The sequence below is a fragment of the Kocuria sp. LHG3120 genome (assembly GCF_049897445.1).
In the GTDB taxonomy this organism is placed as follows: Bacteria; Actinomycetota; Actinomycetes; order Actinomycetales; family Micrococcaceae; genus Kocuria; species Kocuria rosea.
Genome location: NZ_JAFCWG010000001.1, coordinates 1 through 16,551, shown reverse-complemented (window position 1 = coordinate 16,551; position 16,551 = coordinate 1). Strand labels below are relative to the sequence as shown.

The 16,551-nt window shown below is 67.7% G+C and carries 14 protein-coding genes; 6 read left to right on the top strand and 8 right to left on the bottom strand.

Features of this window, described 5'->3' with window-relative positions; translation table 11 throughout:
- Positions 1 to 123: 123 nt before the first annotated feature.
- Both ACP7CD_RS00070 and ACP7CD_RS00065 read right to left on the bottom strand, forming a co-directional pair.
- Positions 124 to 1,629, bottom strand: a complete 1,506-nt coding sequence (locus ACP7CD_RS00070; protein WP_426118203.1) for an acyl-CoA synthetase — start codon at positions 1,627 to 1,629, stop codon at positions 124 to 126.
- Between the two features lie 43 nt (positions 1,630 to 1,672).
- Positions 1,673 to 3,046 carry an MFS transporter gene (locus tag ACP7CD_RS00065; protein WP_426118201.1) on the bottom strand — a complete coding sequence of 458 codons (1,374 nt, stop codon included), beginning with the start codon at positions 3,044 to 3,046 and terminating at the stop codon, positions 1,673 to 1,675.
- A gap of 149 nt (positions 3,047 to 3,195) precedes the next feature.
- Here ACP7CD_RS00065 and ACP7CD_RS00060 point away from each other — a divergent pair, with 149 nt between their 5' ends.
- Positions 3,196 to 3,972, top strand: coding sequence for an IclR family transcriptional regulator (locus tag ACP7CD_RS00060; RefSeq protein ID WP_426118199.1), 777 nt, complete (start codon positions 3,196 to 3,198; stop codon positions 3,970 to 3,972).
- 160 nt (positions 3,973 to 4,132) lie between these two features.
- On the opposite strand, the gene ACP7CD_RS00055 is transcribed toward ACP7CD_RS00060, so the two are convergent.
- Together ACP7CD_RS00055 and ACP7CD_RS00050 are read right to left on the bottom strand one after the other, a co-directional pair.
- Positions 4,133 to 5,449 (bottom strand): ABC transporter permease, encoded by a 1,317-nt coding sequence (locus tag ACP7CD_RS00055; protein ID WP_426118197.1) that lies wholly within the window; start codon positions 5,447 to 5,449, stop codon positions 4,133 to 4,135.
- Positions 5,446 to 6,144, bottom strand: coding sequence for an ABC transporter ATP-binding protein (locus ACP7CD_RS00050; RefSeq protein ID WP_426118195.1), 699 nt, complete (start codon positions 6,142 to 6,144; stop codon positions 5,446 to 5,448). Before ACP7CD_RS00050 ends, ACP7CD_RS00055 begins: the two co-directional genes overlap by 4 nt.
- A gap of 247 nt (positions 6,145 to 6,391) precedes the next feature.
- Between ACP7CD_RS00050 and ACP7CD_RS00045 the strand changes: the two genes are divergently transcribed.
- Together ACP7CD_RS00045 and ACP7CD_RS00040 are read left to right on the top strand one after the other, a co-directional pair.
- Positions 6,392 to 7,531, top strand: coding sequence for a sensor histidine kinase (locus tag ACP7CD_RS00045; RefSeq protein ID WP_426118193.1), 1,140 nt, complete (start codon positions 6,392 to 6,394; stop codon positions 7,529 to 7,531).
- Positions 7,531 to 8,217 (top strand): response regulator transcription factor, encoded by a 687-nt coding sequence (locus ACP7CD_RS00040; RefSeq protein WP_426118192.1) that lies wholly within the window; start codon positions 7,531 to 7,533, stop codon positions 8,215 to 8,217. The genes ACP7CD_RS00045 and ACP7CD_RS00040 overlap by 1 nt, the downstream gene beginning before the upstream one ends.
- Before the next feature lie 285 nt (positions 8,218 to 8,502).
- Here the strand turns inward: ACP7CD_RS00040 and ACP7CD_RS00035 are convergent, their stop codons facing one another.
- Both ACP7CD_RS00035 and ACP7CD_RS00030 read right to left on the bottom strand, forming a co-directional pair.
- The gene (locus tag ACP7CD_RS00035) at positions 8,503 to 9,891 is read right to left on the bottom strand and encodes an MFS transporter (RefSeq protein ID WP_426118190.1); all 1,389 of its coding nucleotides are present in this window, start codon (positions 9,889 to 9,891) and stop codon (positions 8,503 to 8,505) included.
- A gap of 59 nt (positions 9,892 to 9,950) precedes the next feature.
- Entirely contained in the window at positions 9,951 to 10,928 is a 978-nt protein-coding gene (locus ACP7CD_RS00030) for a LacI family DNA-binding transcriptional regulator (RefSeq protein ID WP_426118188.1), read from the bottom strand.
- A gap of 167 nt (positions 10,929 to 11,095) precedes the next feature.
- Here ACP7CD_RS00030 and ACP7CD_RS00025 point away from each other — a divergent pair, with 167 nt between their 5' ends.
- The 3 genes from ACP7CD_RS00025 to ACP7CD_RS00015 all read left to right on the top strand — a co-directional run bounded on the left by ACP7CD_RS00025 (position 11,096) and on the right by ACP7CD_RS00015 (position 14,620).
- On the top strand, positions 11,096 to 12,955 hold the full coding sequence (locus tag ACP7CD_RS00025; protein ID WP_426118186.1) for an alpha/beta hydrolase fold domain-containing protein: 1,860 nt from the start codon (positions 11,096 to 11,098) through the stop codon (positions 12,953 to 12,955).
- Between the two features lie 553 nt (positions 12,956 to 13,508).
- A complete protein-coding gene (cspE, locus tag ACP7CD_RS00020; protein ID WP_035923571.1) occupies positions 13,509 to 13,715 on the top strand; it encodes a transcription antiterminator/RNA stability regulator CspE in 207 nt (68 codons plus the stop codon).
- Positions 13,716 to 14,065: 350 nt separating this feature from the next.
- Positions 14,066 to 14,620, top strand: a complete 555-nt coding sequence (locus ACP7CD_RS00015; protein WP_426118183.1) for an AAA family ATPase — start codon at positions 14,066 to 14,068, stop codon at positions 14,618 to 14,620.
- Between the two features lie 360 nt (positions 14,621 to 14,980).
- On the opposite strand, the gene ACP7CD_RS00010 is transcribed toward ACP7CD_RS00015, so the two are convergent.
- Positions 14,981 to 15,232, bottom strand: coding sequence for a hypothetical protein (locus ACP7CD_RS00010; protein WP_426118181.1), 252 nt, complete (start codon positions 15,230 to 15,232; stop codon positions 14,981 to 14,983).
- A 255-nt stretch (positions 15,233 to 15,487) separates the two neighbouring features.
- A complete protein-coding gene (locus ACP7CD_RS00005; protein ID WP_426118179.1) occupies positions 15,488 to 16,516 on the bottom strand; it encodes an aldo/keto reductase in 1,029 nt (342 codons plus the stop codon).
- Between the last annotated feature and the right edge of the window lie 35 nt (positions 16,517 to 16,551).

Sequence of the window (16,551 nt, the reverse complement as noted above, 5' to 3'; positions counted from 1 at the left end):
CTCTGGGGTGTCGCCGGCCGGTGGTTTTCCCCCTGCGGGGGGCCACTACGGGTTGCCCCCGGGGGCGGGGCGGCCGCGGACGCCGCCGACACGGGGGTCAATGGCCGTGGACCACCACGGTTCTTAGGACTGGGCACGCAGGAGCTGTTTCTGTAGCTTGCCGGTGGTGGTGCGCGGAAGCTGCTCGACCACCACCACTTCCCGGGGCAGTTTGTAACCGGCCAGGCGGTCCTTGAGCTGGGCACGCACCTGCTCCCCGGTCACCTCCGCGCCGGGGTCGAGGACAACGAAGGCGCGACCGCTCTCGCCCCACTTCTCATCCGGCACACCGATCACGGCGGCCTCGCGCACGCCGGGGACGTTGAGCAGGGCGTTCTCGATCTCAGCCGGGTAGACGTTCTCCCCGCCGGAGATGTACATATCCTTGATGCGGTCCTTGATCCACATGTAGCCGTCCTCGTCCACCACGGCGATGTCACCAGAGTGGTACCACCCCCCGGCCAGGGCTTTGGCCGACTCCTCAGGCTTCTTCCAGTACCCGGACATGACGTTGGGGCCCTGAATGATGACCTCTCCGGGAACTCCGGCAGCCACCGGGTTGCCGTTCAGGTCGACCACCTGGTTCTCGGTGAAGAACATGGCGCGCCCCACGGAACCGGCCTTGACGATCCCGTCGCGCGGTTCGAGCATGCACACACCCGGGGCGGTCTCGGTCATCCCGAAGCCCTGCATGATCTCCACACCCCGTTCCTGCCAGGTGCGGATCATCCGCTCCGGCACCGGCGCGCCGCCGGCCGCCAGGGACCGCAAGGAGGTCAGATCTATTTCGTCGAAGCCGGGCTGGTGGGTGAGGGAGTCGAGCATGGCCGGGACCATGAACGAGGAAGTCACCTTCGAGTCGGCAATTTCGGCGAGCACGTCAGGGGCGCGGAAGGCGCGGTGGATGATGATCTGCCCGCCCAGGGTGAAGGTGGGCACGGTGAGCATGTTCAGCCCCGCGATGTGGAACAGCGGGGCCACCGCCAGGTGAACCTCGTCCTGGCGGATGTCCTGGCCGATGAGGGCATTGACGTACTGGTAGAAGAGGTTGCGGTGCGTCAGCATCGCCCCCTTGGGCCGGCCAGTGGTACCGGAGGTGTACATGATCAGCGCCAGATCCTGCTCGTCCACCTCCACCTCCACTGGGTCCTCGGCGCCAGCGGTGAGGAAGTCTTCGAACAGGGTTCCCGGCCCACCTCCGTCCACGCTGAGCCAAGTCCGCGCCGGTTGTTCAGGGGCGAGCTGCTCGGCGGTGGCAGCCTGTTCGGCCCCGTAGGCCACTACCGCCGCCCCGGCATCGGCGAGGATGTAATCGACCTCGGCCGGCTTCAGTCGCGGGTTGACCAGCACGCACACGGCCCCGATCAGCCCGGTGGCGAAGAAGGATTCCAGCAGCGCCGGGTGGTTGAACCCCACGTAGGCCACCCGATCCCCCTTGGACACCCCAGCTTCCATCAGCGCGTTGGCCAGACGGGTGACCCGCCGATCGACCTCACGGTAGGACCACTGTCTTCCCTCGAAGACGATGGCGATGTCATCCGGGCGCAACTTGGCTCGCCGGGCCGGCCAAGAGCCGATACCAAGATTCACGGGGATCTCCTTCAATTCGAGGTGAATGCTGCGTGTATGCGAGTCAGGCAGAAGTAGGGGTAAGGGCAGGCGCTGGCTCGTCCAGATTGCGATCGTTTGACTCGGGCATGGTGATCACCGTGATGAGGCTGACCGTCGCGATGGCCGCGAGGTAGAGGATGACCGGTGTGAGGGACTGCCCTTCAGCGCCGTAGAGCCGGGCCAGAACGATTGGGGTGAAACCGGCACCCAGCAGGGTGGCGATCTGGTAGCCCATGGATGCCCCGGTGTAGCGGGAGGTCGTTTTGAATCGCTCACTGATGAACGCGGCCATCGGCCCGTAGAGGACGGTCTGGGTGACGATGCCCAGGGTGAAGGCCAGGAAGATCAGACCGATGTTGCCGGTGGACAGCAGCGAGAAGACCGGCACAAGGACGAGGATGAACAGGATGTTGCCGGCGATCATCAGCGGCTTGCGCCCGAGACGGTCGGAGATCCTGCCCATCAGCAGGGTGGTGAAAACGCTGATCAGTCCGGCTGCCGCATAGGCAAGCAGCACCTGGGAACGCTCTGCCCCCACGGACACGGCATACGTGATGGAGAACGTGGCCAACAGGGTCTGCAGCGCGAAGGCCGAGGTGGCAGCCAGGATGACCTTGATCAGCAGTCCCGGACTGCGCAGCACCTCCCACAGCGGTGCGGCCGGGCGGGCGGTCTTGGTCTTGATGGCCTGCTCGTCGAGGCGCTTCATGGCCTGGTCGAACACCGGGCTCTCGGCCACACGGGCCCGCACGTACAGGCCGACGAGCAGCAGCAAGAAGGAGAACAGGAAGGGCACCCGCCAGCCCCAGGCCAGGAACTGCTCCTGCGGCATGGTGGCGAAGGCACTCATGGCCAGTAGGCCCAGCACCGCGCCGGCCGGTGCTCCGGCGTTGGTGAACGAGGCGGCGAAGCCGCGCTTGCGCGCATCGGCGTGCTCCAGCGCCATCAGCGCCGCACCACCCCATTCCCCGCCGATGGCGATCCCTTGCACCACTCGCAGAGTGACCAGCAGAACAGCTCCCCAGGCCCCGATGAGCTCCGGGGACGGGATCAACCCGATGGCGGTGGAGGCCACACCCATCACGGCCATTGAGATCACCAGGAGCTTCTTGCGCCCCAGACGGTCACCGAAGTGGCCGAACACGACACCCCCCAACGGGCGGGCGAGATAACCGGCGGCGAAAGTGCCATAGGCGGCGATGGTGCCGGCCCACGGGTCCAAATTCGAGAAGAACACCGGTCCGAAGACGATGGCCGATGCCGTGGCGTAGAGCAAAAAGTCGTAGAACTCGATCGTGGTGCCCAGGAAGCTGGAGAACACGACGCGACGCTGATCGCGGGTCATTTTGGCCTGGCTGGCCGGAGCGGCCGGAGAACCTTGGCGGGTAGAAGACATCTTGATCCCTTGGTCGGTGGGGCCCTGAGACGAATCACCGATGGACGGGGTGAGTTAATGAGGCCTCAGGTGCAGATGTCCGAAAGTATGATGTGGACCACACACAGAAGGGCGAGTCTTTCGCATCAAACGAATAATTGGAGGCAGGGGTGGCACGATCCTCAAAACAGGAATCGGCTCTCTCTCGGGCGCTGCGCGTACTGGAAGCCTTCGACCCGTCCAGCAACGAGCTGTCGCTGACGCAGATCGCCACCCGGACGTCCATGCCCATCTCCACAGCCCACGGGATCGTGTCCGAGCTGGTGAAGCTAGGGCTATTGGAACGACGTGATCGGGAACTGATCTTGGGCGTGCGCCTGTGGGAAGTCGCCGTGCGCGCACCAGGCGCTTTCGGTCTGCGCGAGACAGCACTGCCTCACCTGGAACAGGTCCGCGACCAATTGCAGCAACATGCTCAGCTGGCCATCCTCCAAGGCGCCGAGGTGTTGTACCTCGAACGACTCTCCAGTGCCCAATCCGTGGTCAACATGACCGCCGTGGGGGGACGCATGCCCTGGTACGTGACCTCCAGCGGGATGATCTTGGTGGCCGACACCCACCCCGAAGAGCAGGAAAAAATCCTGGCCGAGCCCCGGCCGCGCTTCCGGACCGAACCACCTTCAAGCACGAAAGAACTGATAGGGCTGTTAGCACAAGCCCGCCGCGATGGGTACGCGGTGACGCGCGGCTACCTCCACCCCGACGCCACCGCTGTCGCCGCTCCCATCAAAGGACCCTACCGCCAGACAGTTGCCTCATTGTCGGTCGTCGTGCCCACCGAGGGGTTCCAGTTGCGCCCCGTCCTGGAAGTTCTATTGCCTGCAACCCAGGCCGTCAGCTCGCAACTGGCCAAATCCTTCCTGGGCCAACCCGATTCTGCTGTTTGAGAGGGACTATTGCAGTAACGGATGCTTCTATCGGTGTTCAGGCGCTGCAAGTTTCCGCTGGGCGGTCTCGTCGAGTCAGGTGGGACTGGTGCGCGACGCGGCCCCGCCCTCGCGTTGTGGGAACGAGGGGGCGGGGCCTGATCTTGTGGCGGGCCAGGGGTTATTCGTAGCGCAGGGATTCGACGGGGTTGGCCCGTGCCGCGCGGGCGGCGGGCAGGGTGCCGGCGAGGAAGGCGATGATCATGACGAGCAGGATGATGGTCGTGATCGATACCGGGTCGAAGGCGATCAGGGTCAGGCCGGGCAGGTCGGCCAGCAACGCCCCGGACAGGACCGAGCTGGCTGTGGTGCCGGCGAGCATCGCGATGACCACGCCCACCGCGCTGCCGAGGAACCCGATGAAGGCGGCTTCGAGGCTGAACAGCCCGAACACCTTGCTGCTGCTCATGCCCATGGCTTTCATCAGCCCGATCTCGCGGGTGCGTTCCTGCACGGACATGTAGAGGGTGTTCACGATGCCGAAGCTGGCGGCGAGCAGGGCGATCACGGCGAAGGTGTTGAGTACGATAACGATGGCGTCGATGATCGTGGTGATGGTGCCCAGCTGGTCGGCGACCGTGGTGCCGGTGTAGCCGGCCTCGGTCAGGCGGTCCTTCAGGGCGGTCACCTCGTCCTCGGTGGCTTGGGGGTTGAACCAGATGCTGGCCTGGGCGTAGCGCTGGACCTGGTCGGCGGGCAGACCGGTGGTCTGGGCCTGGTACAGCTCGTCGGTCAGGGCGTCGTTGGGCACGATGGCTGCCCCGGTGGGGGAGGCGATGCTTTCTTCGGCCACGCCCACGACCGTCGCCTCGACCAGGTGCTGGGTGCGTTGGGCGTCGGTGACGGCGATCGACACGGTCTGGTTGAGGGCCGCCTGGTTGTCGGTGAAGCCCATGGGCTCGACGTAGGAGACGGGCAGCACCAGTTGCAGCTGCTCGGTGGTGTCGTCGGGTTCGGTGCCGGTGGTGAGCTGGAGGGTCTGGCCGGCGACGAGGCTGCCGGCGCTCACGACGTATTTCGTGCTGTCGTCGGCCTGGATGTAGTCCGGGGTGACGGACTTGGTGGCCTGCACCTGGAGCACCCCGTCGACCTCGGCCAGGGCGTTCAGGTCGGTGGGGGTCAGGGCCACGACCGTCGCCTCGGAGGGGCCGGGCCGGCCGGGCTGGTTGCTGGCCACGGTGTCCGGGTTGTACTCGGCCGGCCCGGAGTCCTCGCCGGGGCCGGTGGTGGTCTCGGAGGGTTTGGTCACGGTCATCACATCGGTGGCCCCGACGGCGGTGACGGTCTGATCGAGGTAGGCGTTGATGCCGGTGCCCAGCCCGTTGGTGAGGGTCAGGGTGAACGCCCCGACGAAGATCGCCAGGATCGTCAGCAGCGTGCGGGTCTTGGCGCGGAACGTGTTGCCGACGGCCGAGGCCACGAGGTCGAGGGTCTTCATGCCGCCACCGCCGCGGAGTCCTCCACCAGCAGCCCGTCGCGGATCAGCAGGCGCCGATCGCAGCGGGCGGCCAGCTCCTCGTCGTGGGTCACCACGATCAAGGTGATGCCGTGCTCCCGGTTGAGCCCGAAGAGGATGTCCTCGACGACGGCACCGGTGGTGGAGTCGAGGTTTCCGGTGGGTTCGTCGGCGAAGATGATGCGCGGGTTGTTCACCAGGGCCCGGGCGATGACCGCTCGTTGCTTCTGTCCGCCGGAGAGGTCGGAGGCCTTGTTGCGGGCTTTGTCGCCGAGCTCGAGCTGCTCCAGGGCGGCCATCCCGCGTCGGGTGCGCTCACCACGCCCCACCCCGGCGATCTTCAAAGGCAGGGTCACGTTCTCCAGCACCGTGGAGTTCGCGGTGAGGAAGAACTGCTGGAAGACGAATCCGAAGGTCTTGTTCCGGGTGGTGTTCAACCGGCGACCCTTTAAGGCGGTCGCATCGAGGCCTTCGAGCTCCAGCGTCCCGGTGGTCGGGGCGTCCAGCAGCGCCAGGGTGTGCATCAGCGTGGACTTGCCCGAACCGCTCTTGCCGACAATCGCCACACTCTCGCCCTCGTCGATCTCGAAGCTGACCCCCTTGAGCGCTTCGAAATGGTTCTGGCCGCGGCCGTACGACCTGCGTACGTCCTGGACCGAGATGAGCGGGGTGGTCATGAGGGGCTCCTTGAAACAGACACGCCGGGGTGTTCCGGCTGATGTGTCCAGTCTCTGCAGGCCCCGGCGGGAGCACATCACCCCGGCGCAGACACTGCGACTACCACGGCCGTGGTAGCTCGGGCACCACGGACGCAGGACGTATGCGGCTGCGGGCCCGGCCATACTGAGGGGTATGGCTCATGCGGTCGGTCCCCTGGTGAACCCCGCCGATCCGCATCCCCGGCTGCCGGGGTGGGTCGGTGACGTGATAGCCGCCGCGCTGATCATCTCCGCGGCGTTCATGCCGTTTCCCGGTGCGGAGTTCCGCCCCGACGATGCCCTGTCCCTGGTCCTGGTGCTGGCGCCGGCGGCTGTGCTGCCGGTGCGGCGACGCTTCCCCGGCCCGGTGCTGGGGTTGTGCCTTCTGTTCTACGGTGCGGCGGCGTTGACCGGCACCCTGGCCCCGGGGGTGGTGGTGGCGACCGCGGTGGCGATGTTCGGCCTCACCAACCGTGTCCCCCGCAGGGTGAGCCTGGTCGCGACGGGCACGGCAGTGGTGGCGATGATCCTGCTGAGCCTGCTCGCGGCGATCGGCAGCGCCTGGGATCCACGCGCCATCCAGTTCGCCGTGACCGTGGCCTTCGCCGCCGCTGCCGGGGACGCGACACGCTCGCGCCGGCAGTACATCCTGGCCGTCACCGATCGGGCCGAGCGGGCCGAGCGGACCCGGGAGGCAGAAGCGAAGCGACGGGTCAGCGAGGAACGGCTGCGGATCGCCCGTGATCTGCACGACGCCGTGGCCCACCAGATCTCGGTGATCAGCCTCAACGCCGGGGTGGCCTCATCGGCCCTGGAATCTCGGCCCGAGAAGGCCAAGGAAGCCCTGGGCACGATCCGCAGCGCCGCACGGACCGTGCTGGGGGAGATCGGGGACCTGCTCGCGGTGCTGCGCGCCGACGAGGACGATCCCGAGAGCCGCTCCGCCTCACCGCTAGCAGGACTGGACCGGCTCGAGGAGCTGCTGCGGCAGTTCTCCCAGGCCGGTCTGCAGGTGACCGTGCGGGTGGACGGTGACCCCTCGGCCCTGTCCGGGGCGACCGATCTGGTGGCCTACCGGGTCATCCAGGAAGGCCTCACCAACGCCCACAAGCACGGGGCGCACCACCGCGCCCACGTGTTGATCGACGTCGACGAGGCCAGCGCACGGATCGTGGTCACCAACCCGGTCTCACACCCCTCCACCGAGGACGGGCGCGACCGCCCGGAGGAACCACGATTCGGCGGCCACGGTCTGCTGGGGTTGCGCGAACGTGTCGCCTCGGTTCGGGGCACGGTGGAGACCGGACCGGTGCCGGGTGGCTACCGGGTGGCCGCCACGCTGCCCCTGACAAAGGAGGCCCCTTGATGACCAGCGTGCTCGTGGTCGACGACCAGTCGCTGATTCGCCAAGCCGTCACCGACATCCTCACCGGCCAGGACGGGATCACCGTCGTCGGTGAAGCCCTCAACGGCCGTGAGGCCGTCGATCTCGCCTCGAGGCTGGGCCCGGATGTGGTGCTGATGGACATCCGGATGCCCGTGCTCGACGGCATCGAAGCCACCGCGGCGATCTGTGCTGACCCCGCTCTGGCCGGGACCCGGGTGCTGATCCTCACCACCTTCGAAGAAGACGAGTACCTGGTGGCCGCCCTGCGCGCGGGCGCCAGCGGATTCATCGGCAAGGGTGCTGAGCCCGAGGACATCGTGCGCGCCGTGGAAGCTGTGCACGCCGGAGAGGCACTGCTGTCCCCGGCGGCCACGCGCAGCCTGATCACCAGATACGTCCTGCCCCCACAAACTTCCGCCGCCACGACCGGGCCCGGCGGGGCGGTGCCTGCGGAACTGGCCCAGCTCACCGAGCGTGAACGCGAGGTGCTGCTGCTGGTAGCGCGCGGGCGGTCCAATCAGGAGATCGCCGAGGAACTCGTCATCTCCCCCCACACCGCCAAAACGCACGTGAACCGCACCATGACCAAGCTCTACGCCCACGACCGGGCGCAACTGGTCATCATCGCCTACGAGAGCGGGCTGCTCGCCCCCGGAACCACCTGAACCGGGCCTTCTCCGCGCCCGGACATACCGCCGCGGTACCCACGATGCCGCGGGCGGCGGACATGGTGACAGCCCCTACCACGGGAACCCAATGATATGTCTCCTCTGGATTTCACCACGCTCCCAATTACCGTCGGTACCGCTGCCGATGCCGTTGGACTCGTAGTCAGCCTTAGCGATCTCGAACTTCGTAAAGACGTCCTCGAATCTGTGGCGATGAGGTGCCGTCGAGTCCGTGGACTTGACGGCACCTCGTTGCCCAGGGTCAGCCTGTGTGTAGGGGACTCAGCGGCTGGTGGTCTCAAGTTCACGGGCCACGGAGGGGGAGTTCGGGTTGCCCAACTGGTGGGTCTCCAGCCGGTAGGTCTCTCGCATGGTCAGGACCGTGACCGTCGCGATTAGTCCGCAGACGCAGCAGAAGATCGCCACGGGCACCCAGTTGGTGAGTCCCGGCCCGGCCAAGGCGGCAGCGATCGTGGGGGCGAACCCGCCCAGGGCGAAACCGAACTGCGTGCCGATGGCCATGCCGGACATCCGCACCCGGGTTTCGAACTGCTCGGAGAACACGCCCAGTCCGGCTCCGCCGTAGGCGGAGTAGACGATGCCCGAGAGCAGGATGCCCCACACGTACATCATGGTCACGTCGGCCTGGCTGAGGGAGTGGATGAACGGCCATATGAGGGTGGCCGAGCCGAGCGCGCCGATGATGAAGACCGGCTTGCGGCCGATCCGGTCGGCGACGATCGCCCAGAGCGGGATGCTGATCACGCCGAAGATGTTGGCGATGATCAGCATCCAGAGCATGGTGGGGCGTTCGATGCCGATGGTGTTCACGCCGTAGTTGAGGGCGTAGACGCTGAAGATGGTGCTGGTTACCGAGACCAGGGCTGCGAAGACGACCTTGATGACGTCGGCGGTGTAGTAGCGGAACAGGTAGCGCAGGGGCGCCTTGTGGTCCTGGTCCTGGTCCTGGTGGGCGGACTCCTCGGCCTGCTCGGCCTGGAACTCCGGGGTCTCGCTGAGCGAGTGGCGGATCCACCAGGCGACGGCCATGACCACGATGCTTAGCAGGAAGGGAATGCGCCAGCCCCAGCTGAAGAACTGCTCGTCCGGCAGGGCCGAGATGGGCAGGAAGACGGCGGTGGCGAGGATGAAGCCGAACTGCGTCCCGCCCAGGGTGAAGGAGGAGAAGAAGGCGCGCCGCCCGTGCGGGGCGTGCTCCATGGTCATGGAGGTGGCCCCGGACTGCTCACCGGCCACGGCAATGCCCTGGAGGGCGCGCAGCACGACGAGCAGGATGGGGGCCGCGATGCCGATCTGCTCGTAGGTGGGCAGCAGGCCGATGAGGAATGTCACCGCACCCATGCCGGCGATGGTCAGGACCATCACGATCTTGCGGCCGTGCCGGTCCCCGATGTGGCCCATGAGAAACGAGCCGAGGGGACGCATCACGTAGGCCACGCCGAAGGTGCCCAGGGACGCCAGTACGGCACCGGTCTCCCCGAGGGGTCCGAAGAACAGGCGGGGGAAAATCAGTGCGGCGGCGCTGCCGTAGATGAAGAAGTCGTAGTACTCCAGGGCGCTGCCGATCCAGGCGCCGGCGGCGGCCTTGCCGGGCATCCGCCTCGCAACGGTGGTCTGCCCGTCGCCGGGAACGGTGGTGGGAGTGGACATGGTTGTGCCTTCCGTGTGGAACAGGGATGAGTGAACCGTGATGGGGCTGGTGACGGTGGTCAGGGAGCTGGCTTGGTGCTGCCGCGCACCACGAGGTGGCAGGCCACGCGCACGGGCCCATCGGGGACGTCCTGGCCGGCCATCACGGCCAGCAGCAGGTCCATGGCCCGGGTCGTGATCTCGGTGACCGGCAGGTGGACGGTGGTCAAGGGAGGCTGGACTATCTGGACGGCCCAGATGTCGTCGTAGCCCACGACGCTGGTGGCCGCTGCCCGCGCCGGGTCGGTGGCTTGCAAGACCCCGACCAGCCCCAGGGCGATCAGGTCGTTGAAGCACACCACCGCGGTAGCCGAGGTGGCCTGCAGGTCCTCCACCGCGGACCGCCCGCCGTCCAGCTGCGGGGGTCGGGGCGGGAGCTCGAGGAGGTCCACGCCCTGGTCCTGCAGCGCGTCGATGAGGGCGTTGTGGCGTTCGCGGGCCGAGACAGTGTCCTGGTCGACGCCGATGTAGGCGACCTGCTGGTGTCCCAGCTGCACCAGGTGGGCGACCACTTCGCCCATGGCCTCCCGGGCGGAGGCCACCAGAGCCGGAACGCCCTCGGCGATGCGGTTGACCAGCACGATCGGAACCTTGGCCGCGAGCTGCTGCAGCTCGGCGCCACTCATGCGCGGCTGGAAGAGGATCATTCCGTCCACCTGCCGACCCAGGGCCGCGACCACCTGGCGGTCCGAGGCGGCCTCGGCGTCGCGATCGGCCAGCAGCACCGTCATCTCGTGCCGACGGGCGATCGCCTGGGCAGCCTTGACCGTGGGCGGGTGGACCGGGTTGGCGATATCGGGGACGAAGAGCCCGATCTGACCCGTGCGCCCGGTGGCCAGAGATCTGGCGATCCGGCTGGGGGTATAGCCCAGTTCTCGGGCGGTCTCCAGCACCAGCCGGCGGGTCTCCTCCCGCACCGCCTCCGGACGGGAGAACGCGCGGGAGACGGTGGCCTTGGAGATGCCCAGTTGCAGGGCGACGTCGTCGAGGGTGGTCACGAGCACCTCTCCTTACTGACAGGCCGGGAGGCCCACCTCGTTGCTGCAACCGGTTACTGCAACCGGTTGCAATCTGTTGTTGTGAAATGGTTCACTACTCGGGAAGCATCTGTCAACACCTCGGTGCGGTGTGCGTCACACTGCCGAGACGGCATGAAAGGCCTCCCATGCAACACGCGATCTCCGGCCCCCTGGGCTCCGGCGCCGCCGCCTACCCCTGGCCCGCCCCCCGGCGAGGGGAGTTCGACGAGCTGGTCCTCGATGGTCTGGTCTACGCCGCGCCCACCGGCTTCCGCCCGCTGTCGATGGAACTGCGCGTCCCCGGCAGCTCCGTGGCCCGGCCCGCCCCACCCACCGGAACCGGCCCCGAGACCGTCCCCGTCCCCGCACCTGTGGTGGTCTGGGTGCACGGCGGCGGGTGGAACTCGGGAGGCCGGACCCGCCGGTCACCGAACCTGCAGGCCCACTGGGTGATCGAGCGGCTGGTGCTGGCTGGATTCGCCGTGGCCCTGGTGGACTACCGCCACGTCCCCGAGGCCCCGTTGCCGGCCCCGGTCGAGGACGTGCGCGCGGCGGTGCGCTGGCTGCGGGCCCACGCCGCGGACCTGGGGCTGGACGGACAGCGCATCGTGCTGTGGGGAGAGTCCGCCGGGGCCCACCTGGCCTGCCTGGCAGCGTCACTGACCGATGAACAACTCGATGAGCAGCTGGACGGGTCATCCGGTGCCGGACCCACTGCGCGCGAGCACACGGAGCACGCCGCGGCCGTGCAGGCACTGGTCGACTGGTACGCCCCGATGGATCTGCCCATCACCCCCACGGCCGCCGAGAACGCCGAGAGCGCGAAGGACGCCGCCCCGGACCCTCTGGCCGGCAGCGCCTGGACCGCCGAGCAGTTCTCCCCGTTGAGCTGGGTGCACCCCGGCCTGCCCCCAACCGTTGTGGCCCATGGTCGCGATGACGAGCTGGTGCCAGTGGAACAGTCCCGCCGCTACCGTGACGCCCTCCAGGCGGCCGGCGTGGAGGTGGAGTACATCGAAACCAATGGCGGGCACGTCTTCCAGGGCGGGCCCGTGCTGGCGGTGCTCGAACGCACCGTGGCGTTCCTGCGGGACCGCTTGGACCTGCCCCAGGCGCCGCGACTGGACTTACAGACCGCCGAGGTCGAAGACGCCATGCGCGCCACCGGCCGCTTCCCGCTCTTCGCCATCGACGACGCCGCCGAGGCCCGGGCACGCGGGACGGAGATGCGCGCCCGGTTCTACCCGCCCCGGCCTCAGCCCGTGGCCACCGTCAAGGACCTCACGATCCCCGGGCCCGGTGGAGACATAGCGCTGCGGGTGCAAAAGCCTCCCGTGCCCTCCGACGTGGTGGTGCTCTACATCCACGGCGGAGGCTGGGTGCTCGGGGACCTCGACTCCCACCAGGGCACCGCCGCCCGCCTGGCCGCGGCGACACCGGCCACCGTCGTGCAGGTCGACTACCGGCGTGCCCCCGAGCACGTCTTCCCGGCAGCCGTCGATGACGCCGTGGCCGCTGCCGAGTGGGTCCACGCCCACCTGGCCGACCTCGGTGGGCGCCGGCTGGTCCTGGCCGGCGACAGCGCCGGGGGCAACATCGCCGCCGCCGTGGCACTGCACTGCCGAGACCACGAGATGCCCGTGGAAGCTGTGCTGCTGCTCTACCCCGCCACGGACTGGACGGTCCAGCCGATCGGCGGCCTCGTGGCCTCCTACGTTCCCGCCGGCCAAGAGCCAGCCGATCCGCGGCTCTCGCCGGCGCTGGCCCCCTCGCTGGCGGGCCTGCCCCCGACGATCCTGGGCGTGGGCGGGCTGGACTTCCTGTTCGAGGACAACCTCGCCTACGTCCACGCCCTGCGTGGCGCCGGAGTGCCCGTCAGCCTGCGGGTCTTCCCAGAACTGAGCCACGGCTTCTTCAGCTACGCCACCATCTCCGCGGCCGCCGACCGCGCCTCGGAGCGGATGTGCCGCGACCTCTCAACACTCCTCTGGGGGCTGGCCAACTGAAAAGTGCAACCGCTTCACCACACCTCACTTCCGAGGGACTGCCCCGACTTACGTTCACAGTGACCTGCCCCATGGCCTGCTTACCCCTGTGTCAAGGAAACCCGGGGCAGTCCCCGATGCAGACCTTTCCGAAGTGTGCGACCCACGGCACCGTAGCTCCGCACTACCTTTTTACATATGGCCCGGTTAGCGGCTGGCTTTTCAGGTGGAGCCGTCGAGATGGTTCTTACCGCCAGGCCGGCATCTGCCGTGTTTCGTGTGGACCGCGTTGCAGCCAGGACGCTGGGTGGGTGCCAGGACAACCCCGTGGTGCTCTGGGTGTCGTCGTCGGCTCCTGTTTATCGCCGTGACTGCAGGTGTCGCCTGTCACTGCGCATTCGGGCCCGTCCCCGTAGACTGGAATTCAGTTGTTGAAGTTTCGTTCAAGCAGTTCAAGCAGTTCGCCCGACTCCGGGCGCAGCAGTTTTTCTGAGAAGACGTTTTGGCAGGCATCGCAACGCCCGAGCACCCCGATCGCCGGGGACGCTCCGTTTCCCAGAAAGACAGGTTCCCCATGACTACTGGCACCGTGAAGTGGTTCAACGCCGACAAGGGCTTCGGCTTCATCACCCCCGAGGACGGCTCCAAGGACGTGTTCGCGCACTTCTCCGCGATCAACTCCGGCGGGTTCCGCTCCCTCGAGGAGAACCAGCGCGTCGAGTTCGAGACCCAGGACGGCCCCAAGGGCCCCCAGGCCGCGAACATCACCGTGCTTGCGTGATCACGCTCTGATCTCCTCGTGAGATCTCCGGCGCGGGGCTGAACGCCCCGGCGTCGAGCTGACATCGCCACCGGGCTCCGGCCCGGTGGCGATGTCTCGTTCCGGGGCCGGTTCTTGGGTTGCACCATCCATCCTGCTGCGCTGGCGCAGCACTGGCTGCGCAGACTCGCCTCAAGGCCCGGTGTCAGGGAACACTGCCGAGTGCTCGCCTGGCGTGCGAACGGCGTGGGATCCTGCGTTCAGTAGTGTCAGGAGCCGTCGAGGAAGTGGGCCGGGTGCGTCGTTCACAAGCAGATAGACGCCGATCGCGACACGACGGGTTCCGCAATCGAGGTACCCGCAGGATCGTGGTGCTCCTGGGCATCGATGGGGCCGGCAAGACGACCACGGCAGAAGCGCTGGCGGCGGCTGGTCGGGAGTCGGGGCGGCCGGCGATCGTGCTGCGCAACCGCTCCGGTCGCCGCTGGTTGGCACGCGTCTCGGCGCGCTGCGGGCTCCAGCTGCCCGTGCGGTGGGCGGACCGGTTCGAGACCGTGGTGCGCACCGTCAACGTCGCGGTGTCCCAGGCGCGGGCCGGCCGCCGGAAGGGTCTGGTGGTCATCGACCGTCACCTGGTGTGCCAACTGGTGCTGCGCCAGGGCCGGGACCTGCCGCCGGGCCGCGTGCTGCCGTGGTTGGCGGCCCGGTCGATCCGCCCGTACGCGGTGGTCGTTCTCGACATCCCGGCACAGATCGCCCGGCAGCGGATCCTGCGCCGTGGAGAAGACCACGAGTCGCTGGACTACCTACAGATGGCCCGCACCGCCTACCTGGAGCTCGCCCGCGCCGGGGGCTGGAGCGTGGTGGACGCGACCGCAACGACCCACGTGCTGGTCGCCCGGATCGCCGAGGCCGTCGACCTCTGACTGATCGGCAGAACCACGGTCATCCCCGGAGCGCGGGCCTCCGTCCCATGTCCGGCCGGCTGTGAGGGCCGCAGACAATGCCTGTACTTAGCATCCCGAGAGTCGTGCACTTGCGCTCCATAGCTCAGGGTGACGGCGGCGACGGGGACCACGTTGGTGAACATCACCGCCCCAGCGGGCGATTTCTAAACATCGAGGACGATCTTGCCCGCGAGCATGTCGGCGACGGTGGCCACCATGTAGCCCTTGGGTGCCTTCCTCGTCAGGTTGCCCCGTGCGGGGGGCAGGTCCTGTCCTCATGGGCGTGCTGGCCGTACTTGCACGCTCCCCACAGAGATGCTGTCACCGAGGAGCAATCGGTCAGGAGTCGTCGTCCTGGCTCCACAGCCAATGCAGATAGATGGCGCCCCATCCCGGGCCCAAGGCGTCCACCAGGGCGTTGGCCACCGTGCGGGCCTCCACCCAGGGGTACCACTGACCGATCCGTGTCGCTTCCTGGCAGATTCTCTCCGGCTCGTGCCCCTCGCGGTGAAGGGCGACCGCGGCTTCATTGACCCGGGCCTCAAAGAGCCGTCGATCCGTCAGGGGCACGGGCTGAAAGGTGATAGACATCAGGCTCCCTCAGAACAACGATCGCCCAAGGGAGCCGGAGTTGCTCCCACGAGCAACTCCGCAAATGGTGGAGACATAGTAAGCAACATCACACTCGAATGGCTATTCGAGGCTTTATCTCATGTGGTAGCCACCACGACTGGTTTACGTATGGCCCCTTAGCGGCGGGCTGCGTTGGCCTGGTTTGTCAACGGCGCGGGAGCGACGCGGCAGGGCCCCGGAGCTGTTCCTCGGGGCCCTACCGCGTGGACGGGATCAGCGGCGCCGTGCGGCCGGTGCCAGTTCGGTTTCGCCGTAGCTGTTGTCGGCCGGGTTGATCGTCTCCCCGGGGGCGACGAGGGCGTCGATGCGGTCCAGGACCTCGGTGCTGAGGGTGGCCTCGGCGGCCGGCAGCTGGGATTCGAGCTGCTCCATGGTGCGCGGTCCGATGATCGCCGAGGTGACGGCCGGGTGGCGGATCACGAAGGCGATGGCGAGTTCGATCAGGCTCAGCCCGGCCTCCTCGGCGAGCCCGGCGAGGCCTTCGACGGCCTCGAGCTTGCGCTGGTTGGCGGGCAGGGACAGATCAAACCGGTCCGCCAGCCGCTTCCGGGCCGGGGAGGTCGGGGACATGCCCTCCTTGCCCTGGCGCCACGTGCCCGATAGCCAGCCCCCGGCCAGTGGGCTGTAGGTGAGCACCCCCATCCCGTGCCGGGCGGCGGTGGGCAGTACATCGGCCTCCGCCCCGCGCACCAGCATGGAGTAGGGGGGTTGTTCGGTGACGAACCTTTCGAGGTGCCGGTCGTGAGAGGCCCACTGGGCTTCGACGATCTGGCTGCCGGTGAACGAGGAGGACCCGATGTAGCGCACCTTGCCCTGACGCACCAGGTCGGTCAGCGCCCCGAGGGTTTCCTCGATGTCCGTGTCTGGGGAGGGCCGGTGAACCTGGTAGAGGTCGATGTGGTCGGTGCGCAGCCGGCGCAGGGAGTTCTCGACCCCCTGGATGATCCAGCGCCGGGACCCGCCGCGGTGGTTGGGGTCCTCGTCCATGGGCACGGCGAACTTGGTCGCCAGCACCACCTCCTCACGCCGCCCATTGGCCAAGGCCTCCCCGAGGATGTCCTCGGATTCGCCGTGGGAGTAGATGTCGGCGGTGTCGACGAAGTTGATCCCGGCGTCCAGGGCGCGGTGGATGATCCGGATTGACTCGGTGCGGTCGTGGTTGCCCCAGGGGCCGAACATCATCGTGCCCAGGCACAGGGGGCTGACGGCGACGCCGGTGCGGCCGAGCTTGCGGTATTCCATGGGTTCTCCTCCTCGTGGGTGGTGCGGTCCGGGGG